Raw genomic sequence first — 26,390 nt, 5'->3', positions numbered from 1 at the left:
CGTCGCTTTTTATTTGCCTGCCTGCGTGCTCTGCACCTACGCGGCGCCCGCATCCGGGCGCGCGGCACGCCAGCGCGCAAGCAGCCACACGGCCACGCGCCAGCCGAGCAGCGCCAGCATAATCGCGCCGTAGAGCTTGGGCAGCACGAGGTCGTGCTTGCCCGCCTTCATCCACCAGAAGTGCAGAATCGCCAGCACGCCGATCGCGTAGATGAGCCGATGCAGCGTCTGCCAGCGCCGTCCGAGCCGGCGCGCCATCGCGCGCGTGGACGTCACGGCGAGCGGAATCAGCAACACGAACGCGGCAAAACCCACCGTGATGAATGGCCGCTTGCCCACGTCCTTGAGCATCGCGGCGACGTCGAACCACTTGTCGAACCAGATGTAGGTCGTGAAGTGCAGCGTCGCGTAGAAAAACGCGAAGAGGCCCAGCATGCGTCGAAAGCGGACCAGCGTATTCCAGCCCGTGATTCGTCGCAGCGGCGTGACCGCGAGCGTGATGCAGAGGAACACCAGCGTCCACAGGCCTGTGGACCGCGTGATGAACTCGATCGGATTCGCACCGAGCCCGTCCGTGAAGCCGAACAGCACGAGGCGCGCAAGCGGGTACAGCCCCGCGACGAACACCGCCACCTTCGCCCACGGCAGCCAGCGCGGGCCCGTCACGCTCGCCACACCCGCCTTTCGCGCAGGGCGCGCCTGGCCCGCCCCCACGCGCGCGGCGGCCTGTGGTGTCGTCGTCGATTCCATCTCTCGCTCCATCAAGCTCGTTGCTCAGAAGTTCTTGTGCAGATCCATGCCCTGATACATCGACGCGACGAGGTCGCCGTAGCCGTTGTACATGAGCGTCTTGCGCTTGGGCTGGAAGAAGCCGTCTTCGCCGATACGCCGCTCCGTGGCCTGGCTCCAGCGCGGGTGATCGACGTTCGGGTTCACGTTCGAATAAAAGCCGTACTCGTTCGGCGCGTACTTGTTCCAGCTCGTGGGCGGCTGGTTCTCGACGAAGCGGATCTTCACCAGCGACTTCGCGCTCTTGAAGCCGTACTTCCACGGCACCATCACACGCACGGGCGCGCCGTTCTGGTTCGGCAGCACCTGGCCGTAAAGGCCGACCGTGAGCAGCGTGAGCGGATTCATCGCTTCGTCCATGCGCAGGCCTTCGGAATACGGCCAGTCGAGAATCGGCTCGGCGAGACCCGGCATTTGCGAGGGGTCGGCGAGCGTGATGAACTGCACGTAGCGCGCGTTGCCCGTGGGCTGCGCGCGGCGGATCAGTTCGGAAAGCGAAACACCGACCCACGGCACGACAATCGACCAGCCCTCCACGCAACGATGCCGGTACACGCGCTCTTCGAGCGGCGCGAGCTTGAGAATCTCGTCGATGTCATAGACCTTCGGATTCTTCACCTCGCCCTCGACGCTCAGCTTCCACGGACGCGGCCGCAGCGTGTGCGCGTTTTGAGCCGGATCGCCCTTGTCGGTGCCGAACTCGTAGAAGTTGTTATAGGTCGTGATGTCCTTGTAGGGCGTGACCTTGTCGAGCGCGACGAACTTCGTGTTCGTCTGCGCGGCGAGCTTCTGCGCCTTCGGGTCGCCGGGGGCGTATTCCGCAAACGCCTCTCTTGCACCGAACGGCCCCGCAATGCTGCCGAGCGCAAGCGCGCCCGCGGCCCGCAGAATGCGCCGACGCTGTTCGTACACCTTTTGCGGCGTGATTTCGCTCGCGGGGATGTCGTCACCGTTGAGCAAGATCCTGCTGCTCCGCTTGATCCACATATCGCTGCTCCTGCTTCTTGCGTGGCGTGCGCCGCCAGCACATTGATCGTATCTCGACCCGTCCTGCCGTGCTGTGCACGACGTGGATCGACGGGATGACCTCAAGCGGGCAAACGCGCAATTCGCAGAAAACTTCCCGGCGGACGAAAAAAAACCGTCGGAGCGCGAGGCATCCGACGGTTAGTTCGTCTTGCAGGCCGATTCGGTTACAGCTTGCCGTAGCTGTGCAGGCCCGAAAGGAACATGTTCACGCCGAGGAATGCGAAGGTCGTGACGAGCAGCCCGGTAAGTGCCCACCAGGCCGCCACGCCGCCTCGCAGGCCCTTCATGAGGCGCATATGCAGCCAGGCGGCGTAGTTGAGCCACACGATCAGCGCCCAGGTTTCCTTCGGGTCCCAGCTCCAGTAGCCGCCCCAGGCCTGCGCCGCCCACAGCGCGCCGAGAATGGTCGCGATGGTGAAGAACGCGAAACCCACGGCGATCGACTTGTACATGACGTCGTCGAGCACCTCGAGCGCGGGCAGACGGTCCGCCAGCACGCCGCGCTCCTTCATGATGTACGCCACGCCCACCATGGCCGAAAGCGCGAAGCTGCCGTAGCCGATGAAGTTCGCCGGCACGTGGATCTTCATCCACCAGCTCTGCAGCGCGGGCACGAGCGGCTGGATCTGCTGCGCGTCGCGCGAGATCGAGTACCACATCAGGAAGCCCACGGCCGCGCTGATCACGAGCAGCACGAACGCGCCGAGCGCGCGCGTGTTGTAGTGCCTTTCGTAATACAGATAGAAGAGCGCGGTGATGAGACTGAACAGCACGAACACTTCGTAGAGGTTCGAGATGGGAATGTGCCCGACGTCCGCGCCGATGAGATAAGACTCGTACCAGCGCACCATCAGGCCGACGAAGCCCATGAGCACCGCCGCCCATGTGAGCTTCGAGCCGATCGAGCCGCCCGAGGGCGAGCGCGAGAGCAGGCCGATCCAGTAGAACAGCGTGGCGAGCACGAACAGCGCGCTCATCCACAGAATGGCCGACTGGCTGGAGAGGAAATACTTGAGAAAGAACGCCTGATCCGCGCGCGCGAGGTCGCCCTGGTAGATCTGGATCGCGAACAGCGCGAGCACCGCGATACCGGCCATGAGGAGCCGCGCCGGCTTCCAGCGCCAGCCCAGCACGACGAGCGCCGGCGTCGTGCCGCACAGCACCAGCTTGTCGTAGTAGTTCATGTGCGCGTGGTAGCGCGAGAGCGCGAAGCCCGCGCCCGCCACGAGCGCCAGTGCGAACAGCCAGTCCACCACCGTCAGGCGGCGCAGGAAAGGGCGTTCGTCGAACAGGACGCCGGCGAGCGGATCACGGGCAGTCGCGGCGCCGTGCGCCACAGCGGCATTGGCCACCTGCGCACGTTCGGCGCGGCGAGCCTTCGCGGAGGAGGAAACCTGAGACAAGTCCATGGGCTTACCGGTGTTGATCGTGAGTGGCTGCAATCACGTGCGTGAATCAGGGCGCACGGTCCGTGCCGCTGCCGTTCGTGTCGCCCGCATCGTCCGCGGCGCCCGTTTGCGGCGCCGCGCCTAGCGCACGGCCGACCGCATCGCAGGTACGGGCGAACTCCTTCTCGAAGTCGAGGGTACGGCGGGCGGTCGACATCGCCATGATGACGTCGACGCCGTGGTCCTGACCGTCCTGCCCCTTCCGGTCCTTCAGCCAGAACCACAGACGCCGCTCACGCACGTAGAACATCGAGAAGATGCCGAGCACGAGCAACAGGCTGCCAAGATACACGACTTTCTTGCCCGGCGCGCGCGTCAACTGAAATACCGAAGCTTGCACCTGCTTGAATGAATCGAGCTGTAGATAGACAGGAGATCCATACAGGAAGCTATCGGATATCGCGTTGATCGAGTCCTGCACGAAGCGCGCGGCGTCGGCATCGGGCTTCAGATCGGGCTCGCCGGCCTGCTCGCGCGCGAGCTGCCAGAGATCCCATGTCGCACCCTCGAGCATGCGCAGCAGGAGGCTCGCGGCCTTTTCCTGCTGCTCCTTCGGCACCGACTTGTCGATGAACGCGGCCACGGCCTGGAAGCCGCCAGCGGCGCCTGCAGCAACCGCAGCACCTGCCTGCGGCGCGTCCGAGCCCGCGAAAAGGGTCAAGACGCGCTCGGCGCTGTCTTCGAGATGCTGTTGCAACTCGCGGTTCGAATCGGGGACCGAGCGCGCGGCGAAACGCTTCGCGGCCTGCGCACGCAAGGCGGGGTCCTCGAAAGCCGCGCGCAGCATCATCCACTCCTTCGGCGTGCCGCCGGTGTCGGCGGGAATACGCAGGTAGCGGAACGGATCGTCGGGATTCTCGCGCATGCCCGCGAGGAACATGCGGTCGCCGCCGCCCACGTCCACGGGCAGCATGTAGTTGTTGTACTCGCGCGCCTGGCCGTTCTTGTCGCGCACCTTATACTGCACCGAGGGGCCGACGTTATGCAGATCGAGCGGCTTCGAGCTCTTCGCACCGGAGCCGAGGCGCTCGTCGAACGCTTCCTTGAGCGACTGGTGGGCCACACCGCGCGCGTCGTTCGCGCCGCTGCCGTTCGAGATGTTCTCGACGTTGATCGCCCGGAAGTCCGCGAATTCGATCGTCTGCCCATCCACGCCCGGCACCGTCTGGCCGGCGGGCACCGCGAGCGGCGCCGAATTGCCGATCGTGCCGCCGAACGGGAAGTGCTTCGCGCTCGCCCCCGACATCGGCCACGCCGTCATCGACATCTGCGAGCCGCCGTCCTGGAAGCTCGACTGATAGATCGACACGCCGTCGTACTCGAACGGCTCGTTCACCTCGATGCGCGCCGGAACGCGCTGGCCCGTCTTGTGGTCGATCACGACGATGTCGCTCGCAAAGAGCTTGGGCATGCCGGTCGAGTAGTAGTCGACGATGAACTTGTTGAGCTGGATGGAGAACGGCAGGTCCTGAATCAGCGAGCCGTCGGGCTGGTTGAGGATGGCCGTGGAAACGAACTGGCCCTCGGGCACCCAGGCGTAGCCGCGGAACGTCGGGTTCGACTGCGAGAGCCGGTGCTCGGGCGCAATGTCGTTGATGACCGCGTTGCTGCGGATGGGCGTCTTGTCGAACAGCCACATCTGGAATTTGATCGGCAGATTGCTGTCGAGCAGGCCGCCGAGGCAGATGATCACGATCGCGAGGTGGGCGAAGATATAGCCGATCTTCGTGAGCGCACCGCGCTTGGCCGCGATGAGCGTGGCGCCATCGCTCTCGCGCGTGACGAACCGGTAGCCCATGCGCCCCGCCAGCTTGCCGAGCGTGGCGGCCGTTTGCTCGCGCGTGCCGCCCTCCACCGCGAACTCGCCCTTGTGATGGAACGCGCGCAGGCTGCCTTCGCGGACCTTGTCCTTCCAGCTCTTCATGTCGGCGATCATCTTCGGCGCGTTGCGGATCACGCACAGCGAAACCGACACCACGAGAAAGCCGAGGATCGTCATGAACCACCACGCGCTGTAGACCGTGTAGAGGCTCAGCGAGCGGAAGATGTCGGCCCAGAAGGGGCCGAACTGGTTGACGTAGTTCGGGTACGGGTCGTCCTGCGTGAGCACCGTGCCGATGATGCTCGCGATGGCGAGCACGACGAGCAGCGCAATCGCGAAGCGCATCGAACTGATCAGCTCGACGGCGCTTTTCACGGCCTTCTGGCGAACATTCAACTGCAAACCCTGCGTGGTGACGCTCATTCAAACTCCGCTTTTTCGCTCTTGCTGCTTTCTTGCCGATGAGGCGCTACAGCAAAAAAGGGTGCAGGCGCGCCGTCAGCGTGACGACGCCCTCACCCTTTTCTTGTTTTCCGGCCAGCCGCGCCGTGAGACTGCTGATCACACGCGCGGCGAACCTGCTGCGCTCAATGCAGGCCGGCGGCGTAATCGGCGACCGCCTTGATCTCGTCGTCCGAGAGCCGGTGCGCGATGGTTCGCATCGGATCGTTATTGTTACGCGTGCCCTGCTGGAAAGCATTGAGTTGTGCAACGACATATTCCGACCACTGGCCCGAAAGGCGCGGAAACTGGATCGGAATCCCCTGTCCCGTGGGTCCGTGGCACGCTGCACAGGCTGGCACGCCCTTGTCGGCGATGCCGCCGCGCCAGATCGACTGGCCAAACGGCACGGTCTTCGCGTCGTGCGCGTAGCCGGGCTTGGGTGTCTGGGAGGCGAACCAGGCTGCGACGTTGATCATATCCTGGTCTGACAGCGCGGCAGCGAAGCCGGCCATGATGGGGTTTGCGCGCGCCGCCGGCTTGCCGCCAGGCTGCGGTTTGAAGTCCTTGAGTTGCTTGACGAGATAGTCGGCGTGCTGCCCGGCGAGCTTGGGATACGCGCCGCCGGAGCTGTTGCCGTCGGCCGCGTGACAGGCCGCGCAGACCTGCGCCGCAATGGCTTGCCCCCGGGCGACGTCGGGCTTGGCCGGCGTTCCCTGATCCGCCGCGCTTGCCTGCCCCGCCATCATGAATAAACCTGCTGTAAGACCTGACGCTATCGCACTCTCGAATACCTTCAAGCACTTGCCCAGTCGATTCATTCGCGCACCTTGTTTCGTCTTGTGGGAATCAGGTTCTGCAATGTACGACAGCGACCGATCTACCTCGAAAGGCCCGCGCTGGCCTTGCTGGTATTCAGTAAACCATCGCATTGTACAATAGCGCGCAAGGCGCCACGGCGCCAGTCGGGCCTGCCCCCGATATCCCAGAATCCATCCCGGGCGCGTCCGGGCCCGGCGGGCCACCCGCCGCGTTGTCTCACATTGTGGTCCTTTTCCGATGGCCTTCCTGCTGCACCAAGCCCGCTTCTTCACGACGGTGAATCATCTGCGCGACCTGCCCGCTACGGCGCGGCCCGAGGTCGCGTTCGCCGGCCGTTCGAACGCCGGCAAGTCCACCGCCATCAATCTGCTGTGCAACCAGAAGCGGCTCGCCTTCGCCTCGAAGACGCCGGGCCGCACCCAGCACATCAACTACTTCTCGGTCGGCCCCGCCGACGAACCCGCGGGCTATCTCGTCGACCTGCCCGGCTACGGCTATGCCGAGGTGCCGGCCGCCGCGAAGGCGCACTGGGAGCAACTTCTCTCGCTGTATCTGCAAACGCGCGCGCAGCTCTCGGGCCTCATCCTGATGATGGATGCCCGCCGCCCGCTCACCGACCTCGACCGCCGCATGATCGAGTGGTTTGCACCGACGGGCAAGCCGATCCACGCACTCCTCACAAAGTGCGACAAATTGACGCGCCAAGAAAGCCTGCTCGCGCTGCGCACGACGAACAAGGCGTTCGACGAGTACAGCAAGCAAGGCTACGAAGGGAAGCTGAGCGCCCAGCTTTTTTCGGCGCTCAAGCGCGTGGGGCTCGACGAGGCGCATGCCGTAATCGAGAGCTGGATTGTGCCGCGGGAAGCTGTCGGCGAAACCGACACGCAAGCGGAATAGCGCACCTCGGGCCAGTCGCTTCGGGCAGGCCCTCAGTCGTCTGAAAGCCGACAGTGTCGGGCTTTTCATGCGCTTTCATCATATCTTTTCGCAAGGCCGGCGCAGCATTTTCCGCGCTATGTGCGCTACCGCATACAGACCACGCCAAACGCTGGCACAAGCGCCCGTTCCGGCTTGCGCCGCGGGGCCTTGCCACGCGCCCTTTCGGCGCACATAAAAAAACCCGCCGTGATTTCCGGCGGGTTAAACAGCCTTATCGAAAAACGACAGGCACCCGCTCAGGGAGGAGAAGCGGGGAGCTCGGCGCCAGGCGCCTCGCTCGATCGGTATGATATACCATTGTCCCGAAAAGTTTCCTGCGCCCCGGGACCCATCCCGTTTCAAGATATCCGCCGACATGAGCTTCTATCCGCATCATCGTCCGCGCCGCATGCGACGTGACGATTTCTCGCGCCGTCTGATGCGCGAAAACCTCCTCACCACGAACGACCTGATCTACCCCGTATTCGTCATCGCGGGCAACAACGTGCGCGAAGCCGTGCCGTCGATGCCCGGCGTCGAACGCGTGTCGATCGATCTGCTGATGGGCGTCGCCGAGCAGTGCGTCGAACTCGGCATTCCGGTGCTTTCGCTCTTCCCCGTTGTCGATCCGGCGCTCAAGACGCCCGATGGCATCGAGGCGACGAACCCCGACGGCGTGATTCCGCGCGCCGTGCGAGAACTGAAGAAGCGTTTCCCCGACCTCGGCGTGCTTTGCGACGTCGCGCTCGACCCGTACACGAGCCACGGCCAGGACGGCGTGCTCGACGAGAACGGCTACGTCATCAACGACGAGACCATCGAAATCCTCGTCGCGCAGGCGCGCGCGCAGGCGCAAGCCGGTGTCGATATCGTCGCGCCTTCGGACATGATGGACGGGCGCATCGGTGCGATCCGCGAGATGCTCGAAAGCGAGAACCACATCCACACGCGCATCATGGCGTACTCGGCCAAATACGCCTCGGCGTTCTATGGTCCGTTCCGCGATGCCGTGGGCTCGGCGTCGAATCTGGGCAAGGGCAACAAGATGACCTACCAGATGGACCCGTCGAACTCCGACGAGGCGCTGCGCGAAGTGCGCCTCGACATCGAGGAAGGCGCCGACATGGTGATGGTGAAGCCCGGCATGCCGTATCTCGACATCGTGCGCCGCGTGAAGGACGAATTCCGCTTTCCGACCTACGTGTACCAGGTGAGCGGCGAGTACGCCATGCTCAAGGCCGCCGCGCAAAACGGCTGGCTCGATCACGACAAGGTGATGATGGAATCGCTGCTCGCGTTCAAGCGCGCGGGCGCCGACGGCATCCTCACGTATTTCGCGCTAGACGCCGCGCGTTTGCTGCGCGCACAGAAGTAAGCACTGCACGCGTCGCATGAAAAAAGGCACGTCCATGGACGTGCCTTTTTGCTTTTGGGCCGAGGCGCGTTCTCACGCGCGCGCCTTGCCGCCGATCAGGCCGATGGCGCTGCCGGCGTCTGCGGCGCCGGCGCCGTCACGCGATCGAGACGCGCGAGGAAGCGGTCGGCATTTTCGTAGCCGACCACGCGCAGCACTTCGCGCCCTTGCGTATCGAAGAAGATGATGCCCGGCGGTCCGAAGAGGCCGAAGCGCTTGAGCAGTGCCTGGTCGTCCGAATTGTTGGCGGTCACATCGGCGCGCAACAGGCCCAGCTCCGCGAGGCGCGCCTGCACGCGCGGGTCGCTGAAGGTGAACTTCTCCATTTCCTTGCAGCTCACGCACCAGTCGGCGTAGAAGTCGAGCATCGACGGCTTGCCCGCGGTCTTGAGCGCCGCATCGAGTTGCGCGGGCGAGCGCACGGGCGCGAACACCAGCGCGTTCGCTTCGTTGGCGCCGCCGGACTGCGCCGCGCCTGCAGCGGCAACATCGCTCGCGCCGCCCACGCGCGCGGCCAGCACCGCGAGCGGACGCAGCGGATCCGTCGAACCCGCCGCAAGACCGACGATCAGCGTCGCCGCCCAGATCGCGAACGCAGCGCCGAGGCCACGCCCGAGGCGCCGCCACACATTGGCCGCACCCGCGTTCGGCGTGAAGAGGCCAAGCGCGGCGGCCGCGAGCAGCAGCCAGAGGGCAGCGAGCAGCATCTGCGCGGTGGCGCCGAGCACCGGCCAGACGATCCAGAGCGCGGCCGCGAGCAGCACGACGCCGAAGAACACCTTCACGCCATCCATCCACGTGCCCGCACGCGGCAGCAGCGAGCCCGCGCCGAGGCCGAGGATCATCAGGGGGACGCCGAGACCCAGGCCCATCGCAAAGAGCGCCGCGCCGCCGAGCACGGCGTTGCCCGTGTGCGCGATGAACGCCAGCACCGCGAAGAGCGGCGCGGTCATGCAGGCGCCCACCACGAGCGCGGAAAGCGCGCCCATCACGGCGACCGCGGCGAATTTGCCGCCGGAACGGCCCTGGGTGGCGCGCGAGGCGCCGTCCTGCCAGCGCTGCGGCAGGGCGATGTCGTAGCCCGCGATCAGCATGACGGCGAATGCGGTGAGGAGCACTGCGAACAAGCCCAGCACCCACGGGTTCTGCAGCCAAGCGCCAAGGCTCTGCCCGACCAGCGCAGCGGCAATGCCCAGCACCGTGTAGACGAGCGCCATGCCGAGCACGTAGACGAACGAGAGCGCGAAGCCGCGCGAGCGCGTGACGCGCTCGCCCTCACCGACGATGATCGCCGACAGGATCGGGATCATCGGGTACGAGCAGGGCAAGAGGCTCAGCACCATGCCGGCTACGAAGTACAGGCCGACCACGGCGAAAAAGCCGCCGCCTTGCAACAGCGATTGCGCGTAGTCGGCGCTCGTGGCGCGCTCGTACCAGGGTTCTTCGGTGTCACCTGCTGCGGGTACCGCGGTGGTTTGCGGCTGAGGCGCGGGCGTCGGGTTCGCTGCGCCCGGCACGGCGCTCTGGCCAGCCGTCGCGGCCTGCAAAGCGGCGCCGCTCACGTGGAACACGTGTTCCGCGGGCGGATAGCAGATGCCAGCATCGGCGCAACCCTGCGATGTCACCGCAAGATCGAACGGACCGCTCGCCTTCTGCACCGGCACGCGGATCGTCAGCTCGCTGCGATAGGTTTCGACATTCTTCTGGAAGGTCGGATCGAACTTGACGTGGCCGGGCGGGATTTGCGCCTCGCCCAATTGCGCCGTGCCGTTGCGGACTGCGAAGGCGAAGCGCTCGCGGTACATGTAGTAGCCGTCGGCGATCTTGAAGTGCACGTCGACCATGCCCGGCGCTTCGCTCGCACTGAACGTGAAGGCCTGGTCGGGCGGCAGGAAGTCGTCGTCGGCCGCACGCGCGAGCGACGCACCGAGCAGCATCGGCAGCAGAGCGCAGACGAGCAGCAGAAAGCTGGACAGCGTAGCGTACGGCTTGGCGCGCAAGCGCCGATCGAAGCGGTTAGACATGAAGGGTGCGCTGAGTCTCGGCATTGACCCATTGCCCGTAGGCGTTCGACGCCATGGCTTGCCACGAGAGAATCTCGGGCGTCTCGTAGGGATGCTGGGTCTGGATGAACTGTTCGAGCTCGGCCGCGCGGGCGAGACTCGTCTTGAAGAGCAGCTGGATCTCGTTGCCCGACTCGATGTTGCCCTGCCAGTGATACTGTGAGTGCACGGCGCCCAGGCGCGTCACGCACGCGGCGAGACGCTGCGCGAGCGCTCCGGCGGCGAGCGTTTCGGCGGTGCCCTCATCGGGCACCGTAGTCAGCATCAGGGTCACATTGAGGGTCACGACGAACTCCGGCGTGGTGCCCGCTTGCGACGGCAAACGGGCTTCGGGGCAGAACGCAATCGTACCATCGGCGCCGATCGGCTTCTCTCGTGCACCGTGTGGCAAAGGGGGACTGCAACCGGCAAACACGGTACGGCGCGCTTTCATCCACGCCGGAAAACAAAAAAGCCAGGCTAGGCCTGGCTTTTTCGCATGCCGCTCAATCCGGGGATCGAGCGACGGAAAGCTTATTCCGCTTCCTGGACGTTCTCTTCCGCGACTTCCGGACGGTCGAGCAGTTCGACCAGTGCCATCGGTGCGTTGTCGCCAACACGGAAACCGAACTTCAGGATACGCAGGTAGCCGCCCGGACGGTTCGCGAAACGCGGACCGAGCACGTCGAACAGCTTCGTGACCGAGTCACGATCGCGCAGGCGGTTGAACGCCAGACGACGGTTTGCGAGCGACGGCTTCTTGCCCAGCGTGATGAGGGGCTCGACAACCTTACGGAGTTCCTTCGCCTTCGGCAGCGTCGTCTTGATGACTTCGTGCTCGATGAGCGAGTTGGACATGTTACGGAGCATTGCCAGACGGTGGCTGCTCGTGCGGTTCAGTTTCCGCAGACCATGACGGTGACGCATTTCAATTTCCTTGAAACAAAGTTTTGGTCCAGCTCTTCTATCGCCCTGCAACTACCAAGGCACGGGCCGGTACGTGAAAAAGGCAAGACGCGGATTTTAAAGGAAAATCCGCGTCCGTGCCAGACTTCTTACTTGTCGAGACCAGCCGGCGGCCAGTTTTCGAGCTTCATGCCGAGCGTGAGACCGCGCGAAGCGAGCACTTCCTTGATCTCGTTGAGCGACTTGCGACCCAGGTTCGGGGTCTTGAGCAGCTCGTTCTCGGTGCGCTGGATCAGATCGCCGATGTAGTAGATGTTCTCGGCCTTCAGGCAGTTCGCCGAGCGAACCGTGAGTTCGAGATCGTCCACCGGACGCAGCAGGATCGGGTCGATCTGCGGGGCGCGCGAAGGCGCTTCCGCGGCCGTTTCTGTGCCTTCCAGAGCCGCGAACACCGACAGCTGATCCACGAGGATGCGGGCCGACTGGCGGATCGCTTCCTCAGGCGAGATCACGCCGTTGGTTTCGATGTTCATCACGAGCTTGTCGAGGTCGGTACGCTGCTCGACACGCGCGCTTTCCACGGCGTAGCTCACGCGGCGAACCGGCGAGAACGACGCGTCCAGCACGATGCGGCCAATGATCTTGGCCGACTCTTCGCCGTAACGGCGCACGTTGCCCGGCACGTAGCCACGGCCCTTTTCGATCTTGATCTGCACGTCGAGCTTGCCGCCCTTCGTCAGATGCGCAACCACGTGATCGGGGTTGATCACTTCGCAGTCGTGCGAGAGTTCGATGTCGCCAGCGGTGACAACGCCTTCGCCTTCCTTGCGCAGCGTAACCGTCACTTCGTCACGGTTATGCAGCTTGAAAACGACACCCTTCAGGTTCAGCAGCAGGTTGACCACATCCTCTTGCACACCATCGAGCGTCGAGTATTCGTGCACGACGCCTGCGATCGTCACTTCGGTCGGCGCGTAGCCCACCATCGACGACAGCAGCACGCGCCGGAGCGCGTTACCCAAGGTGTGGCCATAACCGCGTTCGAACGGCTCCATGACCACTTTCGCGTGGTTGTCGCCGAGCGATTCCACAGCGATGATCTTGGGTTTCAACAAACTGGTTTGCATAGGTTTTCCTTTTCAATACCCTCGGCTCGTTACACCGATAAGGCTGAGATGGCAACAACCTGAAAAAAACGGCCGAGGCCGCCTCCTGCGCGAAGCACAGAGGTTACCCCGGCCGTCAATCCGATTACCGCGAATACAATTCGACGATCAGGCTTTCGTTGATGTCGCCAGCGATGTCGCTGCGCTCAGGCATGCTCTTGAACGTGCCTTCGAACTTCTTCGCGTCGACCGACACCCAACCTGCCATGCCGCCTTGCTCTGCGAGCGAGAGGGCTTCGACGATACGCGCCTGCTTCTTCGCCTTTTCGCGAATCGCGACGACGTCGCCTGCCTTCACTTGCATCGACGGGATGTTCGAAACGACGCCGTTCACCGTGAGAGCCTTGTGGCTCACGAGCTGACGCGCTTCAGCGCGGGTCGAAGCGAAGCCCATGCGGTACACGACGTTGTCGAGACGCGATTCGAGCAGTTGCAGCAGGTTTTCGCCGGTGTTGCCCTTGATACGGTCAGCTTCCGCGAAGTAGCGGCGGAACTGGCGCTCGAGCACGCCGTAGATACGCTTCACTTTCTGCTTTTCGCGAAGCTGCGTGCCGTAGTCGGACGTACGTGCGCCCGAGGTGCGGCCGTGCTGACCCGGCTTGCTGTCGAGCTTGCACTTGTCGGCGAGCGAGCGGCGTGCGCTCTTCAGAAAGAGGTCGGTGCCTTCACGGCGGGACAGCTTGGCCTTCGGGCCGATATAACGTGCCACGTTGCTTTCCTTCGATAATTGATCACGCGAGGGCTAAACGCCGGCCTTCGCGCTAGTCCGGCTCTTTGAACCGAACGGTGGGCTTAGTCAATTCAATAACGCCGAGAGCCTGGGTCGCCGTTTCCGGCGGCTCAGGCGTTCGGCTAAAGCGACGCCTTAGATACGGCGGCGCTTCGGCGGACGGCAGCCGTTGTGCGGGACCGGCGTAACGTCGGAGATCGCGGTGATCTTGATGCCAAGACCATGCAGCGCGCGCACCGCCGATTCGCGACCCGGGCCGGGGCCCTTGATACGCACTTCGAGGTTCTTGACGCCGTATTCCATTGCAACACGGCCAGCCGATTCAGCTGCGACCTGAGCTGCGAAGGGCGTCGACTTACGCGAACCCTTGAAGCCCTGACCGCCCGACGTTGCCCAGGCAAGCGCGTTGCCTTGACGGTCGGTGATCGTGATGATCGTGTTGTTGAACGACGCGTGAACGTGAACCACGCCCTCGGCGACGTTCTTCTTAACCTTCTTGCGAACGCGTTGCGCCGCGGAGTTGTTCGAAGCCTTAGCCATTACGTTTTCCTGTAACTTTCAGTTCCGCTTACTTCTTCAGCGACTGTGCTGCGCGGCGCGGACCCTTACGCGTACGTGCGTTGGTACGCGTACGCTGGCCACGCAGGGGCAGGCCCTTGCGATGGCGCACGCCGCGGTAGCAGCCGAGGTCCATCAGGCGCTTGATGTTCATCGTCACTTCACGGCGGAGATCGCCTTCGACGACAAACTTGCCCACTTCCTCACGCAGCTTTTCCAGATCCGCGTCGTTCAGGTCCTTGACCTTCTTGTTGAACGGCACACCGGCGGCCACGCAGATGTTGCGCGAACGCGTGCGGCCAACACCAAAAATTGCCGTCAGGCCGATTTCGGTGTGCTGGTGGTTCGGGATGTTAACCCCTGCAATACGAGCCATTGTTTTTCCTCAAACAAAAAGCGCAAGCGCGCTAATCAGCCTTGGCGCTGCTTGTGGCGCGGGTCCGAGCTGCAGATCACGCGAACGACGCCGTTGCGCTTGATGATTTTGCAGTTGCGGCAAATGCGCTTTACCGATGCCATCACTTTCATGATATTACCCTTTTTCCTAAATCACTTCGCCCGGAACACGATCCGCGCACGCGACAGATCGTAAGGCGTCAACTCAACCGTCACCTTGTCGCCCGGGAGAATGCGGATGTAGTGCATCCGCATTTTTCCGGAAATATGTCCCAGAACGACATGGCCGTTTTCCAGCTTCACCCGGAAGGTTGCGTTGGGGAGGTTTTCGATAACCTCGCCTTGCATCTGGATTACATCGTCTTTGGCCATAGGTCCTTTTAACGCATCGGGACGCCGCCGCCCTTGAAGTTAGCCTTCTTGAGCAGCGATTCATATTGTTGCGACATCACGTACGACTGCACCTGCGCCATGAAGTCCATTGTGACGACGACAATGATCAGCAGCGACGTTCCACCAAAATAAAACGGCACATTCCAGCGCAGCACCAGAAACTCCGGCAGCAGGCAAACAAACACGATATAGATCGCACCGGCCAGCGTCAGACGCGTGAGGATGCGGTCGATATAGCGTGCCGTCTGATCGCCCGGACGGATGCCAGGTACGAACGCGCCACTCTTTTTCAGGTTGTCGGCCGTTTCCCTGCTGTTGAACACCAGTGCGGTGTAGAAGAAGCAGAAGAACACGATCGCCAACGCGTACAGCAACACGTACACGGGCTGGCCAGGCTTGAGGGCTTCGGCCACGTTGTGCAGCGTGTCCGCAAACCAGCCGGTTCGCGAACCCGAACTGAACCAGTTCAGGATGGTTGCCGGGAACAGGATGATCGACGACGCGAAGATCGGCGGAATCACACCCGACATGTTCAGCTTGAGCGGCAGGTGGGACGACTGCCCGCCGTAAATCTTGTTACCGACCTGGCGCTTCGCATAGTTCACGAGGATCTTGCGCTGGCCGCGTTCGATGAACACCACCAGGTAAGTCACGGCTGCGATCAGAACGACCACGATGATCGCCGAGATGATGCTCATCGAGCCGGTGCGAACCAGTTCGAAAAGCCCACCGAGCGCATTCGGGAAGCCTGCCGCGATCCCGCCGAAGATGATGATCGAGATACCGTTGCCAAGCCCGCGTTCCGTGATCTGCTCACCAAGCCACATCAGGAACATCGTGCCCGTTACGAGCGTCACGACCGTCGTCAAGCGGAACACCATGCCCGGATCGATCACGAGGCCAGGCTGGTTTTCCAGCGCGACCGCGATGCCGAACGCCTGAAACGTCGCCAGCACCACCGTGAAGATCCGCGTGTACTGCGTGATCTTGCGTTGTCCAGCCTGCCCTTCCTTCTTCAGCGCTTCCAGCTGCGGCGAGACGATCGCCATCAGCTGCAGGATGATCGACGCCGAAATATACGGCATCACACCCAGCGCGAAGATCGTGAACCGAGACAGTGCGCCACCCGAGAACATGTTGAACATGCCAAGGATGCCGCCCGACTGGCTCTGAAAGAGCTTCGCCAGTTGGTCCGGATCGATACCCGGAACCGGAATATGCGCGCCGATACGATAAACGACCAACGCCAGCAGCAGGAACACTGCACGCCGGCGCAGGTCGCCGAACTTCGGAGCGCTGCGACCGGTTTTTGCGAGACTCGGGCTGTTAGCCAAGTAGCTTCTCCGATGCAGATGCTAGTGACGGCGGGCAAGCCCGCACGCACCACTCACAATCACTCGGCAAAAGAACCGCCTGCTGCTTCAATCGCAGCACGCGCATTCTTCGTCGCACCCAGACCCTTCACGACGACCTTACGCTTGATCTCGCCGGTAGCGATGATCTTCGCGCTCCTGGTCAGTTCGCCCACGAGGCCTGCCTGCTTGAGAGCCAACAGATCGATTTCGTCGACCGGCAGCTTCTCGATGTCGGCGAGGCGCACTTCACCAACGAATTCCTTCGTCAGCGAGGTGAAGCCACGCTTGGGCAGACGACGCTGCAGAGGCATCTGACCGCCTTCGAAGCCGACCTTGTGGAAGCCGCCCGAACGCGATTTCTGACCCTTGTGACCACGGCCAGCGGTCTTGCCGAGGCCGGAGCCGATGCCGCGGCCGACGCGACGCTTTGCGTGCTTCGCGCCTTCTGCCGGCTTCAGGTTATTCAATTCCATTTTCAACTCCTGGAGTCTTTGGTCGACCGCTTAGCCGATGACCTTAACGAGGTACGAGACCTTGTTGATCATGCCGCGCACAGCCGGCGTGTCCTGCAGCTCGGAGACCGAGTTCAGGCGGCGCAGGCCGAGACCGCGCACAGTGGCACGGTGCGTTTCGCGGGTCCCAATCAGGCTCTTGACGAGCTGAACCTTGACAGTTTTTTCAGACATGGTACCCACCCTTAGCCCAGAATGTCTTCGACGGACTTGCCGCGCTTCGCCGCGATGTCAGCCGGGGTCGACTGCTTGCGCAGACCGTCCAGCGTGGCGCGAACGAGGTTGTACGGGTTCGTCGAACCGTGGCTCTTGGCCACGACGTTCTGCACGCCCATCACGTCGAACACTGCGCGCATCGGGCCGCCGGCGATCACGCCCGTACCTGCCTTCGCCGGAGCGAGGAGGACGACCGATGCGCCATGCTTGCCGTGCACTTCGTGTTGCAGGGTGCCGTTCTTCAGGGGCACCTTGAACATGTTGCGGCGAGCTTGTTCCATCGCCTTCTGGACAGCGACGGGCACTTCCTTCGACTTGCCCTTGCCCATACCGACGCGGCCATCACCATCGCCAACCACGGTCAGAGCGGCGAAGCCGAGAATACGGCCGCCCTTCACAACCTTGGTCACGCGATTGACCGAAATCATTTTTTCGCGGAGGCCGTCGTCGCGTTCGTCAGCCTGAACTTTCGCTTGCATCTTTGCCATGACGAATTCCTTCCTTAGAACTTGAGCCCGGCTTCGCGCGCAGCATCAGCCAGCGCCTTGACGCGGCCGTGATAGCGGAAACCCGAGCGGTCAAAGGCGACGGATTCGATGCCGGCGGCCTTAGCCTTTTCTGCAATACGCTTGCCGATCAGCGAGGCTGCAGCGACGTTGCCGCCCTTGCCCGACTGGTCAGCCAGTTGCGCACGCACTTCAGCTTCAAGCGTCGACGCGCTGGCCAGCACCTTGGTGCCGCAGGGCGAGAACACTTGCGCATAGATGTGCGTGTTCGTGCGATGCACGGCCAGACGCGCGACCTGCAGCTCAGCGATCTTGAGACGCGTCTGACGAGCGCGGCGCAGGCGAGATTGAGTCTTATCCATGATTGCGCACCCTTACTTCTTCTTCGTTTCTTTGAGGATCACAACCTCGTTGGCGTAGCGCACACCCTTGCCCTTATAGGGCTCCGGCGGGCGGTAGCCGCGGACTTCCGCAGCGACCTGGCCAACTTGTTGCTTGTCGATCCCCTTGATCACGATTTCCGTTTGCGACGGGGTTTCAGCCTTCACGCCTTGCGGCATCTGGTGCACCACCGGGTGCGAGAAACCCAGCGACAGGTTCAGCTTGTCGCCTTGCGCTTGAGCACGATAACCAACGCCAACCAGCGTCAGCTTGCGCTCGAAACCCTTCGTCACGCCTTGCACCATGTTCGCGACAATCGCGCGCATCGTGCCCGACATCGCATTGGCTTCGCGGCTTTCGTCGGTCGGCTCGAACTTGAGCGTACCGTTGTCGTTCACCACCTTCACGAGGCGGTTCGCAGCTTGCGAAATCGTACCCAGCGGGCCCTTGACGGTAATCTTCTCGTCGCTGAGCGTCGCTTCTGCGCCTTGCAGCGCGATCGGGCTCTTACCTACTCGAGACATGTTTCTTCTCCTTAGGCCTTAAGCGACGTAGCAGATAACTTCGCCGCCGACGCCAGTAGCGCGCGCCTTGCGGTCCGTCATCACACCCTTCGGCGTCGAAACGATCGCCACACCAAGGCCGTTCATGACCTGGGGGATTTCGTTGCGGCCGCGGTACACGCGCAGACCCGGCTTCGAGACGCGTTCGATGCGCTCAATAACGGGACGGCCAGCGTAGTACTTCAACGCGATGTTCAATTCCGACTTCGCACCTTCGGTCTTCACCGCGAAGTCGTCGATATAACCTTCGTCCTTCAGAACCTGCGCAATCGCAATCTTCACTTTCGACGAGGGCATAGCAACCGAAACCTTCTCGACCATCTGCGCATTGCGGATGCGAGTCAGCATATCGGCGATAGGATCACTCATGCTCATTTATGTTTCTCCTATTACCAGCTCGCCTTGGTGATGCCAGGGATCTCACCACGGAACGCGATTTCACGAATCTTGTTACGTGCGAGACCGAATTTGCGGAACGTGCCACGCGGACGACCCGTGAGTGCGCAGCGGTTACGCTTGCGAGTCGGGTTCGAGTTGCGGGGCAGTTGTTGCAGTTCCAGGCGAGCCGAATAGCGCTCTTCTTCCGACTTGCTTTGGTCGTCGATGATCGCCTTCAGCGCTGCGCGCTTCGGCGCGAATTTCGCTGCCAGACGAGCGCGCTTCTTTTCACGTTCGATCAGTGCCAGTTTAGCCACGGTAACCTCAGTTTCTGAACGGGAACTTGAAGCCGGCGAGCAGTGCCTTTGCTTCTTCGTCGGTCTTCGCGGTCGTCGTGATGCTGATGTTCAGCCCACGCAGCGCGTCGATCTTGTCGTAGTCGATTTCGGGGAAAATGATCTGCTCTTTCACACCGATGTTGTAGTTACCACGGCCGTCGAATGCCTTGCCCGACACGCCACGGAAGTCGCGCACGCGGGGCAGCGCAACCGTCACGAAACGATCCAGGAATTCGTACATGGCATTGCCACGCAGCGTAACCATCGTGCCGATCGGGTAGCCTTCGCGAATCTTGAAGCCGGCGATTGCCTTGCGCGACTTCGTGATGACGGGCTTCTGGCCGGCGATCTTCGTGAGGTCGCCAACGGCGTGCTCAAGGACCTTCTTGTCAGCGACGGCTTCACCAACACCCATGTTCAGGGTGATCTTGGTGAGGCGCGGCACTTCCATGACCGACTTGTAACCGAACTTCTCGATCAGGCCAGGAACGACCTTCTCTTTATAAAATTCTTGCAAACGTGCCATTTTTTACTCCGCAGCGTCAGGCGCTCAGAACAGCACCGGTCGTCTTCAGGAAACGAACCTTCTTGTCCCCTTCGACCTTGATGCCCACGCGCGACGGCTTACCGTTCGCGTCGACCAGTGCGACGTTCGAGATAGCCAGCGGCATTGCCTTGGCTTCCACGCCACCCGTCGTACCCTTCATGGGGTTCGGCTTCACATGCTTCTTCGCGATGTTGATGCCTTCGACAGTGACGCGCTCTTCGCCGATGGCCAGCACGACGCCGCGCTTGCCCTTGTCTTTGCCGGTAACGACGATAACTTCGTCACCCTTGCGAATCTTGTTCATCGCGGCTCCTTACAGCACTTCCGGCGCCAGCGAAACGATCTTCATGAATCGTTCGCTACGCAGCTCACGCGTAACCGGCCCGAAGATACGGGTGCCGATCGGCTCAAGCTTGGTATTCAAAAGCACGGCGGCGTTGCCATCGAACTTGATCAGCGAGCCGTCTTGACGGCGCACGCCCTTCGCAGTGCGAACCACAACAGCGTTGTAGATTTCGCCCTTTTTCACGCGCCCGCGCGGCGTTGCTTCCTTGACGCTCACCTTGATGATGTCGCCAATGCTGGCATAACGACGCTTCGAGCCGCCGAGCACCTTGATGCACAGAACTTCGCGTGCACCCGTGTTGTCGGCTACTTCAAGCCGAGTTTCGGTCTGGATCATGGTTTATCTTTCCCAACTTAATCCGGTCGCGCCACCATGGCACATCCGGTCAGTCTTGGTCCCGTCAGCCGCGCCGCCACTAGAACGACCGCTCAGCTGCTTGGGTAAGAACAGCAGCGACGGCAAACGAAACCGGCCATCGCATTCCGGTGAATCTTGCTAACCCGGACTGGCGCCCGAATCTGCTTCCCCACCTACATCCGCCTGCTGCTTTGCCAACAGCAAACCAATAAGTAGGGAAGACCAAGACTATAACTCGATAATCTTGGTCTAGCAAGCGAAATCTTCAGCGATTTCAATTACTTCTACACCCCGGGAAATGGCTCCCCGGGGTGTTGCGTCACTTTTAGATGACGCGTGCTGCTTCGATCAGCTTCGACACGGTCCAGGCCTTCGTCTTCGAGAGAGGACGGGTCTCCTGGATTTCAACGAGGTCACCCTCGTTGTACGTGTTCGCTTCGTCGTGCGCGTGGTACTTCTTCGACTGCACAACGTACTTGCCGTAGATCGGGTGCTTGACGCGGCGCTCGACCAGGACGGTGACCGTCTTGTCCATCTTGTTGCTGACGACTTTGCCGACCAGCGTCCGCTTAAGCGAGGTTTTCACGCTTTCGTTCATTTCTGGTTCGCCTTCTGAGTCAGGACGGTCCGCACACGTGCGATGTCGCGACGAACCTTCTTCAGCTGGCTCGTGTTGGTGAGCTGCTGGGTCGCGAGTTGCATGCGCAGGCCGAATTGCGCCTTCAAGAGGTCCGACAGCTCTTTGTCGAGCGCGGCCTTGTCTTTCTGAAGAAGTTCAGATGCCTTCATCGATCACTCCTTAGGCGCCGAGCTGGCGAACCATGAAGACCGTCTTCAGCGGCAGCTTGGCTGCAGCCAGACGGAAGGCTTCACGGGCCAGTTCTTCGGACACACCATCCATTTCATACAGCATCTTGCCCGGCTGAATCTCGGCGACGTAGTACTCAGGGTTACCCTTACCGTTACCCATACGCACTTCCGCCGGCTTTTGCGAGATCGGCTTGTCCGGGAAGATACGGATCCAGATGCGGCCGCCACGCTTGATGTGACGCGTCATTGCACGACGCGCTGCTTCAATCTGACGCGCGGTCAGGCGACCACGACCGATAGCCTTCAGACCGTATTCACCGAACGAAACTGCGTTGCCGCGCGTTGCGACGCCGGTGTTACGACCCTTCTGCTCTTTGCGATACTTCCTGCGTTTCGGTTGCAGCATCGTTATTCTCCACTCTTGCCGTCACCGCCGGCGCCACGGCGCGGTGCGCCACGACGGGCACCCGGTGCGCCTTCGCCATCACGGCGCGGACGACGATCGCCCGGACGCGCGTTGCGGCGCGGACGCTTTTCTTCGGCGACTTCTTCCACCACCGGTGCGTCGTTGCGGCCGAGCGTGTCGCCCTTGTAGACCCAAACCTTCACGCCGATGATGCCGTACGTCGTCTTCGCTTCCGAGGTTGCGTAGTCGATGTCAGCACGCAGCGTGTGAAGCGGCACTCGACCTTCGCGGTACCACTCGGTACGTGCGATTTCGATACCGTTCAGACGGCCGGCGCTCATGATCTTGATGCCCTGGGCACCCAGACGCATCGCGTTCTGCATCGCGCGCTTCATTGCGCGACGGAACATGATGCGGCGCTCGAGCTGCTGCGTGATCGAATCGGCGATCAGTTGAGCATCGGTTTCCGGCTTGCGGATTTCTTCGATGTTCACGTGAACCGGAACGCCCATGCGCTTCTGGAGTTCGGCCTTGAGGAGTTCGATGTCCTCGCCCTTCTTGCCGATCACCACACCCGGACGCGAGCTGTAAATCGTGATACGAGCGTTCTTTGCCGGACGCTCGATCACAACACGGCCCACCGAAGCGTTCTTCAGCTTCTTCTTCAGGTATTCACGAACACCGATGTCTTCCTTCAACATCGCCGCGAAATTGTTGTTGTTCGCGTACCAACGCGAAGCCCAATTGCGGCTGACGGCCAAACGGAAGCCAGTCGGATGAATTTTCTGTCCCATCGTATGGCTCCTTAATTCCCGACCGTCACAGTGATGTGACAGGATTGCTTCTCGATGCGGTTGCCGCGGCCCTTGGCGCGCGCGGTGAAACGCTTCAGCGAAGCTGCCTTGTCGACGTAAATGCTCTTGATCTTGAGCTCGTCGATGTCAGCACCTTCGTTGTGTTCCGCGTTTGCGATCGCCGAGAGCACAACCTTTTTCACGATGCCAGCCGCTTTCTTCGGCGAGAACGTCAGAACGTTCAGTGCCTTGTCGACCGGCAGACCGCGGATCTGGTCAGCCACAAGGCGCGTCTTCTGCGCCGAGATGCGGGCACCGCGATGAATTGCCTTCACTTCCATCTTGATTGCCCCTTATTTCTTGGCCTTCTTGTCGGCCGCGTGACCCTTGAACGTACGGGTCAATGCGAACTCGCCAAGCTTGTGGCCGACCATGTTTTCCGTGACATACACCGGAACGTGTTGACGGCCGTTGTGCACGGCAATCGTCAGACCGATGAAGTCCGGCAGGATCGTCGAACGACGCGACCAGGTCTTGATCGGTTTCTTGTCGCGCGTAGCTGCAGCCGCCTCAACCTTCTTCAGCAAATGGGCGTCGCAGAACGGACCTTTCTTAATAGAACGTGCCATTGCCTACTCCTTAACGCTTGTGACGGCGCTGGACGATCATGCTCGTCGTGCGCTTGTTGCTGCGGGTGCGATAGCCCTTCGTCGGCGTGCCCCACGGGCTCACCGGGTCGCGACCAGCCGCAGTCTTGCCTTCGCCACCACCGTGCGGGTGGTCGACCGGGTTCATTGCAACGCCACGGACCGTCGGGCGGATACCGCGCCAGCGGTTCGCGCCAGCCTTACCGATTTGACGGAGGCTGTGCTCTTCGTTGCCGACTTCACCGATCGTTGCGCGGCATTCAACGTGCACGCGACGGATTTCGCCCGAACGCAGACGAACCTGCGCGTAGACGCCTTCACGTGCCAGCAGCATTGCCGACGTGCCAGCCGAACGCGCCATTTGCGCGCCCTTGCCCGGCAGCATTTCGATGCAGTGGATCGTCGTACCGACCGGAATGTTGCGGATCGGCAGCGTGTTGCCTGCACGGATCGGCGCTTCCGAACCCGACATCAGCTGCGTGCCAACCGTCACGCCCTTCGGCGCGATGATGTAGCGGCGCTCGCCGTCTGCGTAAAGAACCAGCGCAATGTTCGCGCTACGGTTCGGGTCATACTCGAGACGCTCCACCTTCGCGGGGATGCCATCCTTCGTACGACGGAAATCGATCACACGGTAGTGCTGCTTGTGACCGCCACCCTGGTGACGCGTCGTGATGCGACCGTTGTTGTTACGGCCAGCCGTCGAGGACTTCTTTTCGAGCAGTGCCGCGAACGGCGCGCCCTTATGGAGGTCCTTGTTGACGATCTTGACCATCGCGCGGCGACCCGGCGAGGTCGGCTTAACTTTCACGATTGCCATGATTACTTGGCCTCCGCTTCAAAGTTGATTTCCTGGCCGGGCTTCAGGCAGACATACGCCTTCTTCACGTCCTTGCGCTTGCCGTTGAAGCGGCCAAAGCGCTTGGCTTTGCCCTTCTGGACCAGCACGTTGACGGACTCGACTTCCACCTTGAACAGCAGCTCGACAGCAGCCTTGACTTCCTGCTTGTTCGCGTCCGGCGCGACTTCGAAGACGACTTGTTCGTTCTTCTCCGCAACCAGCGTCGCCTTTTCGGAGATCACCGGTGCGAGCAGGACCTGCATCAAACGATGATCGTTCTTGCGAATCTCGCTCATGACAGCAACTCCTCGATCTGGGCGACCGCTGCCTTCGTGATCAGGATCTTCTTGAAGTAGATCAGCGAGAGCGGGTCGGCAAAACGCGGCTCAACGACTGCCACGTGGGGCAGGTTGCGCGACGCGAGATACAGGTTCTCGTCGACCGTGTCGGTGATGACCAGCACGGATTCGAGACCCATGGCCTTGAACTTTTCGGCCAGCAGCTTCGTCTTCGGCGCTTCGAGCGAGAGCTCTTCGACGACCGAGATGCGGCCTTCGCGGGCCAGCTGCGAGAAGATCGAGCAGAGACCTGCGCGATGCATCTTCTTGTTGACCTTGTGCGAGAAGTTTTCTTCCGGCGAATTCGGGAAGATGCGACCACCGCCACGCCACAGCGGGCTCGACGACATACCGGCACGAGCGCGGCCCGTACCCTTCTGACGCCACGGCTTCTTGGTGGTGTGCTTGACCTGTTCGCGGTCCTTCTGCGCGCGGTTGCCGCTGCGCGCGTTCGCCTGGTAGGCGATAACGATCTGGTGGATCAGCGCTTCGTTGTAGTCACGGCCGAACACGACGTCCGACGCGTTAACAGCTGCGCCTTCCTGACCATTAGCGTTCAGGAGCTTCAGTTCCATTATTGCGCTCCTTTCTTGGCGCGCGCCTTGACGGCGGGCGTCACGAAAACCTTGCCGCCCTTTGCACCCGGCACGGCACCCTTGACCAGCAGCAGCTTGCGCTCTGCGTCGATACGGGCGATTTCGAGGTTTTGCACCGTCACGGTTTCGTCACCCATGTGACCGGTCATGCGCTTACCCGGGAACACGCGACCCGGATCCTGCGCCATACCGATCGAGCCCGGCACATTGTGCGAGCGCGAGTTACCGTGCGAAGCACGACCCGAAGCGAAGTTGTAACGCTTGATGGTACCGGCGTAGCCCTTACCGATCGAGGTGCCTTGCACGTCGATCTTCTGGCCTTCTTCGAAGAGTTCCACACCGATCACGGCGCCAGCGGACAGTTCGGCGGCCTTAGCGGCGTCGATCTGGAATTCCTTGAGGATTTCACCGGCTTGAACGCCAGCTTTGGCGAGATGACCTGCGAGCGGCTTCGTCACGCGCGATGCGCGGCGAGTACCGAAAGCAACCTGCACGGCCGTGTAGCCGTCGGTTTCAACAGTCTTGATCTGCGTCACGCGGTTGTCGGACACGTCCAGCACGGTCACGGGAATCGAATCCCCTTCGGCCGTGAAGATACGGGTCATGCCAACCTTGCGACCTACGAGTCCAAGGCTCATCGTTTTCTCCATTCCCGACTGCGATTGGTCGGGGCTAATTTACAAAGTACCGGCATGTTTTCGAGGTAAAGGCTCGAAGGGGACACACCGATTTTTTGCGCAAACGCGCGAAAAGACGTCAAGTATAACGTCCTTTTTCGTTTTCCGCAAGCAATCAAAGACTTAGCGCCACCCGAAGATTCTGGCGGCGCTGGAGGCTCTTACTGCAGCTTGATTTCGACGTCCACGCCAGCCGGGAGGTCCAGCTTCATCAGCGCGTCAACGGTCTTGTCCGTCGGGTCGACGATGTCCATCAGGCGCAGGTGCGTGCGGATTTCGAGCTGATCGCGCGACGTCTTGTTGACGTGCGGCGAGCGCAGGATGTCGAAACGCTGGATGCGCGTGGGCAGCGGCACCGGGCCACGAACGATTGCACCCGTACGCTTCGCCGTGTCGACGATTTCAGCAGCCGACTGGTCGATCAGGCGGTAGTCGAAAGCCTTCAGGCGGATACGGATTTTTTGGTTCTGCATGATGATTCCTTGAAAAGAGCGAGGCGGACTTGCGCCGCCAGACGATATAAAGAGCGCAGGACCACCCCGCGGCAAGGCGCCGCGAGGTGGTCCCTGGGTACATCAACTTCTACAGCAAGCCGGGTATTCTACCCGATTTACTCGATGATCTTTGCAACCACGCCGGCGCCGACGGTACGGCCACCTTCGCGGATTGCGAAGCGCAGACCTTCTTCCATCGCGATCGGAGCGATCAGCTTCACCGTGATCGACACGTTGTCGCCCGGCATGACCATTTCCTTGTCCTTCGGCAGCTCGATCGAGCCCGTCACGTCCGTCGTACGGAAGTAGAACTGCGGACGGTAGTTGTTGAAGAACGGCGTGTGACGGCCGCCTTCGTCCTTGCTCAGCACGTACACTTCAGCCGTGAAGTGCGTGTGCGGCGTGATCGAACCC

The 26,390-nt window shown here is 61.9% G+C and carries 38 protein-coding genes and 1 pseudogene; 2 read left to right on the top strand and 37 right to left on the bottom strand.

The window, feature by feature from the left end:
• Positions 1 to 36 precede the first annotated feature (36 nt).
• The 5 genes from msrQ to BFD71_RS31675 form a co-directional block, all read right to left on the bottom strand.
• Positions 37 to 762 carry a protein-methionine-sulfoxide reductase heme-binding subunit MsrQ gene (gene msrQ, locus BFD71_RS31695; protein ID WP_083245570.1) on the bottom strand — a complete coding sequence of 242 codons (726 nt, stop codon included), beginning with the start codon at positions 760 to 762 and terminating at the stop codon, positions 37 to 39.
• Positions 763 to 774: 12 nt separating this feature from the next.
• Positions 775 to 1,776 carry a protein-methionine-sulfoxide reductase catalytic subunit MsrP gene (gene msrP, locus BFD71_RS31690; protein WP_069268225.1) on the bottom strand — a complete coding sequence of 334 codons (1,002 nt, stop codon included), beginning with the start codon at positions 1,774 to 1,776 and terminating at the stop codon, positions 775 to 777.
• A 206-nt stretch (positions 1,777 to 1,982) separates the two neighbouring features.
• Positions 1,983 to 3,227, bottom strand: a complete 1,245-nt coding sequence (gene ccsB, locus BFD71_RS31685; protein ID WP_069268224.1) for a c-type cytochrome biogenesis protein CcsB — start codon at positions 3,225 to 3,227, stop codon at positions 1,983 to 1,985.
• A gap of 46 nt (positions 3,228 to 3,273) precedes the next feature.
• A complete protein-coding gene (locus tag BFD71_RS31680) occupies positions 3,274 to 5,511 on the bottom strand; it encodes a cytochrome c biogenesis protein ResB (RefSeq protein ID WP_069268223.1) in 2,238 nt (745 codons plus the stop codon).
• Between the two features lie 164 nt (positions 5,512 to 5,675).
• Positions 5,676 to 6,350, bottom strand: a complete 675-nt coding sequence (locus BFD71_RS31675) for a c-type cytochrome (RefSeq protein ID WP_069268222.1) — start codon at positions 6,348 to 6,350, stop codon at positions 5,676 to 5,678.
• A 238-nt stretch (positions 6,351 to 6,588) separates the two neighbouring features.
• Between BFD71_RS31675 and yihA the strand changes: the two genes are divergently transcribed.
• Both yihA and hemB read left to right on the top strand, forming a co-directional pair.
• The gene (yihA, locus tag BFD71_RS31670; protein WP_069268221.1) at positions 6,589 to 7,248 is read left to right on the top strand and encodes a ribosome biogenesis GTP-binding protein YihA/YsxC; all 660 of its coding nucleotides are present in this window, start codon (positions 6,589 to 6,591) and stop codon (positions 7,246 to 7,248) included.
• Positions 7,249 to 7,645: 397 nt separating this feature from the next.
• Positions 7,646 to 8,644 (top strand): porphobilinogen synthase, encoded by a 999-nt coding sequence (gene hemB, locus BFD71_RS31665; protein WP_069268220.1) that lies wholly within the window; start codon positions 7,646 to 7,648, stop codon positions 8,642 to 8,644.
• A gap of 95 nt (positions 8,645 to 8,739) precedes the next feature.
• On the opposite strand, the gene dsbD is transcribed toward hemB, so the two are convergent.
• From dsbD to tuf, 32 genes and pseudogenes are all read right to left on the bottom strand, one after another.
• Positions 8,740 to 10,707, bottom strand: a complete 1,968-nt coding sequence (gene dsbD, locus BFD71_RS31660) for a protein-disulfide reductase DsbD (protein WP_069268219.1) — start codon at positions 10,705 to 10,707, stop codon at positions 8,740 to 8,742.
• Complete coding sequence (gene cutA / locus BFD71_RS31655) at positions 10,700 to 11,011, bottom strand: divalent-cation tolerance protein CutA (protein WP_176732981.1); 312 nt, start codon at positions 11,009 to 11,011, stop codon at positions 10,700 to 10,702. The genes dsbD and cutA overlap by 8 nt, the downstream gene beginning before the upstream one ends.
• 248 nt (positions 11,012 to 11,259) lie before the next feature.
• Positions 11,260 to 11,652: a 50S ribosomal protein L17 gene (rplQ, locus tag BFD71_RS31650; RefSeq protein ID WP_027797304.1), complete on the bottom strand. Its 393-nt coding sequence runs from the start codon at positions 11,650 to 11,652 to the stop codon at positions 11,260 to 11,262.
• A 128-nt stretch (positions 11,653 to 11,780) separates the two neighbouring features.
• The gene (locus tag BFD71_RS31645; RefSeq protein WP_069268218.1) at positions 11,781 to 12,758 is read right to left on the bottom strand and encodes a DNA-directed RNA polymerase subunit alpha; all 978 of its coding nucleotides are present in this window, start codon (positions 12,756 to 12,758) and stop codon (positions 11,781 to 11,783) included.
• A gap of 124 nt (positions 12,759 to 12,882) precedes the next feature.
• Positions 12,883 to 13,506 carry a 30S ribosomal protein S4 gene (gene rpsD, locus BFD71_RS31640; RefSeq protein WP_069268217.1) on the bottom strand — a complete coding sequence of 208 codons (624 nt, stop codon included), beginning with the start codon at positions 13,504 to 13,506 and terminating at the stop codon, positions 12,883 to 12,885.
• Positions 13,507 to 13,662: 156 nt separating this feature from the next.
• Positions 13,663 to 14,067, bottom strand: coding sequence for a 30S ribosomal protein S11 (gene rpsK / locus BFD71_RS31635; RefSeq protein ID WP_006052224.1), 405 nt, complete (start codon positions 14,065 to 14,067; stop codon positions 13,663 to 13,665).
• Between the two features lie 28 nt (positions 14,068 to 14,095).
• Positions 14,096 to 14,461, bottom strand: coding sequence for a 30S ribosomal protein S13 (rpsM, locus tag BFD71_RS31630; protein ID WP_028213337.1), 366 nt, complete (start codon positions 14,459 to 14,461; stop codon positions 14,096 to 14,098).
• Between the two features lie 35 nt (positions 14,462 to 14,496).
• Positions 14,497 to 14,613 (bottom strand): 50S ribosomal protein L36, encoded by a 117-nt coding sequence (gene rpmJ, locus BFD71_RS31625; RefSeq protein WP_027819338.1) that lies wholly within the window; start codon positions 14,611 to 14,613, stop codon positions 14,497 to 14,499.
• A 21-nt stretch (positions 14,614 to 14,634) separates the two neighbouring features.
• Positions 14,635 to 14,853, bottom strand: coding sequence for a translation initiation factor IF-1 (gene infA / locus BFD71_RS31620; protein ID WP_004521905.1), 219 nt, complete (start codon positions 14,851 to 14,853; stop codon positions 14,635 to 14,637).
• 8 nt (positions 14,854 to 14,861) lie between these two features.
• Complete coding sequence (gene secY / locus BFD71_RS31615) at positions 14,862 to 16,208, bottom strand: preprotein translocase subunit SecY (RefSeq protein ID WP_028206524.1); 1,347 nt, start codon at positions 16,206 to 16,208, stop codon at positions 14,862 to 14,864.
• 59 nt (positions 16,209 to 16,267) lie between these two features.
• Positions 16,268 to 16,702, bottom strand: coding sequence for a 50S ribosomal protein L15 (gene rplO, locus BFD71_RS31610; RefSeq protein WP_028206523.1), 435 nt, complete (start codon positions 16,700 to 16,702; stop codon positions 16,268 to 16,270).
• A 30-nt stretch (positions 16,703 to 16,732) separates the two neighbouring features.
• Complete coding sequence (gene rpmD, locus BFD71_RS31605; protein ID WP_010106952.1) at positions 16,733 to 16,915, bottom strand: 50S ribosomal protein L30; 183 nt, start codon at positions 16,913 to 16,915, stop codon at positions 16,733 to 16,735.
• A gap of 11 nt (positions 16,916 to 16,926) precedes the next feature.
• A complete protein-coding gene (rpsE, locus tag BFD71_RS31600; protein WP_028206522.1) occupies positions 16,927 to 17,445 on the bottom strand; it encodes a 30S ribosomal protein S5 in 519 nt (172 codons plus the stop codon).
• Between the two features lie 14 nt (positions 17,446 to 17,459).
• Complete coding sequence (gene rplR, locus BFD71_RS31595) at positions 17,460 to 17,825, bottom strand: 50S ribosomal protein L18 (protein ID WP_027819343.1); 366 nt, start codon at positions 17,823 to 17,825, stop codon at positions 17,460 to 17,462.
• A gap of 12 nt (positions 17,826 to 17,837) precedes the next feature.
• On the bottom strand, positions 17,838 to 18,368 hold the full coding sequence (gene rplF / locus BFD71_RS31590; protein ID WP_069268216.1) for a 50S ribosomal protein L6: 531 nt from the start codon (positions 18,366 to 18,368) through the stop codon (positions 17,838 to 17,840).
• An 18-nt stretch (positions 18,369 to 18,386) separates the two neighbouring features.
• Positions 18,387 to 18,782, bottom strand: coding sequence for a 30S ribosomal protein S8 (gene rpsH, locus BFD71_RS31585; protein ID WP_069268215.1), 396 nt, complete (start codon positions 18,780 to 18,782; stop codon positions 18,387 to 18,389).
• 14 nt (positions 18,783 to 18,796) lie between these two features.
• Complete coding sequence (gene rpsN, locus BFD71_RS31580; RefSeq protein WP_069268214.1) at positions 18,797 to 19,102, bottom strand: 30S ribosomal protein S14; 306 nt, start codon at positions 19,100 to 19,102, stop codon at positions 18,797 to 18,799.
• Between the two features lie 7 nt (positions 19,103 to 19,109).
• The gene (gene rplE / locus BFD71_RS31575; protein ID WP_069268213.1) at positions 19,110 to 19,649 is read right to left on the bottom strand and encodes a 50S ribosomal protein L5; all 540 of its coding nucleotides are present in this window, start codon (positions 19,647 to 19,649) and stop codon (positions 19,110 to 19,112) included.
• Positions 19,650 to 19,665: 16 nt separating this feature from the next.
• Positions 19,666 to 19,974 (bottom strand): 50S ribosomal protein L24, encoded by a 309-nt coding sequence (gene rplX, locus BFD71_RS31570; protein ID WP_069268212.1) that lies wholly within the window; start codon positions 19,972 to 19,974, stop codon positions 19,666 to 19,668.
• A 9-nt stretch (positions 19,975 to 19,983) separates the two neighbouring features.
• Positions 19,984 to 20,352, bottom strand: coding sequence for a 50S ribosomal protein L14 (gene rplN, locus BFD71_RS31565; RefSeq protein ID WP_028206517.1), 369 nt, complete (start codon positions 20,350 to 20,352; stop codon positions 19,984 to 19,986).
• 346 nt (positions 20,353 to 20,698) lie between these two features.
• Positions 20,699 to 20,971 carry a 30S ribosomal protein S17 gene (rpsQ, locus tag BFD71_RS31560; RefSeq protein WP_028206516.1) on the bottom strand — a complete coding sequence of 91 codons (273 nt, stop codon included), beginning with the start codon at positions 20,969 to 20,971 and terminating at the stop codon, positions 20,699 to 20,701.
• Complete coding sequence (rpmC, locus tag BFD71_RS31555; protein ID WP_028206515.1) at positions 20,968 to 21,162, bottom strand: 50S ribosomal protein L29; 195 nt, start codon at positions 21,160 to 21,162, stop codon at positions 20,968 to 20,970. Before rpmC ends, rpsQ begins: the two co-directional genes overlap by 4 nt.
• A 10-nt stretch (positions 21,163 to 21,172) precedes the next feature.
• A complete protein-coding gene (gene rplP, locus BFD71_RS31550; protein ID WP_027797288.1) occupies positions 21,173 to 21,589 on the bottom strand; it encodes a 50S ribosomal protein L16 in 417 nt (138 codons plus the stop codon).
• Positions 21,590 to 21,591: 2 nt separating this feature from the next.
• A complete protein-coding gene (gene rpsC, locus BFD71_RS31545; protein WP_027797287.1) occupies positions 21,592 to 22,383 on the bottom strand; it encodes a 30S ribosomal protein S3 in 792 nt (263 codons plus the stop codon).
• A gap of 11 nt (positions 22,384 to 22,394) precedes the next feature.
• Positions 22,395 to 22,724, bottom strand: a complete 330-nt coding sequence (gene rplV, locus BFD71_RS31540) for a 50S ribosomal protein L22 (RefSeq protein ID WP_004199272.1) — start codon at positions 22,722 to 22,724, stop codon at positions 22,395 to 22,397.
• Positions 22,725 to 22,736: 12 nt separating this feature from the next.
• A complete protein-coding gene (gene rpsS, locus BFD71_RS31535; RefSeq protein WP_027797286.1) occupies positions 22,737 to 23,012 on the bottom strand; it encodes a 30S ribosomal protein S19 in 276 nt (91 codons plus the stop codon).
• A gap of 10 nt (positions 23,013 to 23,022) precedes the next feature.
• The gene (gene rplB, locus BFD71_RS31530) at positions 23,023 to 23,850 is read right to left on the bottom strand and encodes a 50S ribosomal protein L2 (RefSeq protein WP_069268211.1); all 828 of its coding nucleotides are present in this window, start codon (positions 23,848 to 23,850) and stop codon (positions 23,023 to 23,025) included.
• Positions 23,851 to 23,852: 2 nt separating this feature from the next.
• On the bottom strand, positions 23,853 to 24,167 hold the full coding sequence (gene rplW, locus BFD71_RS31525; RefSeq protein ID WP_028206513.1) for a 50S ribosomal protein L23: 315 nt from the start codon (positions 24,165 to 24,167) through the stop codon (positions 23,853 to 23,855).
• On the bottom strand, positions 24,164 to 24,784 hold the full coding sequence (gene rplD, locus BFD71_RS31520; RefSeq protein WP_028206512.1) for a 50S ribosomal protein L4: 621 nt from the start codon (positions 24,782 to 24,784) through the stop codon (positions 24,164 to 24,166). The genes rplW and rplD overlap by 4 nt, the downstream gene beginning before the upstream one ends.
• Positions 24,784 to 25,443, bottom strand: coding sequence for a 50S ribosomal protein L3 (gene rplC, locus BFD71_RS31515; RefSeq protein WP_052406167.1), 660 nt, complete (start codon positions 25,441 to 25,443; stop codon positions 24,784 to 24,786). The genes rplD and rplC overlap by 1 nt, the downstream gene beginning before the upstream one ends.
• A 200-nt stretch (positions 25,444 to 25,643) precedes the next feature.
• Complete coding sequence (gene rpsJ, locus BFD71_RS31510) at positions 25,644 to 25,955, bottom strand: 30S ribosomal protein S10 (RefSeq protein ID WP_017777154.1); 312 nt, start codon at positions 25,953 to 25,955, stop codon at positions 25,644 to 25,646.
• Between the two features lie 137 nt (positions 25,956 to 26,092).
• Positions 26,093 to 26,390: pseudogene (gene tuf / locus BFD71_RS31505) on the bottom strand (elongation factor Tu); the annotation flags it as partial.

Source organism: Paraburkholderia nodosa, from assembly GCF_001718195.1.
Taxonomy (GTDB): Bacteria; Pseudomonadota; Gammaproteobacteria; order Burkholderiales; family Burkholderiaceae; genus Paraburkholderia; species Paraburkholderia nodosa_A.
The sequence above is the reverse complement of the archived record's forward strand: the minus strand, read 5'-3'. Positions and strand labels throughout refer to the sequence as shown.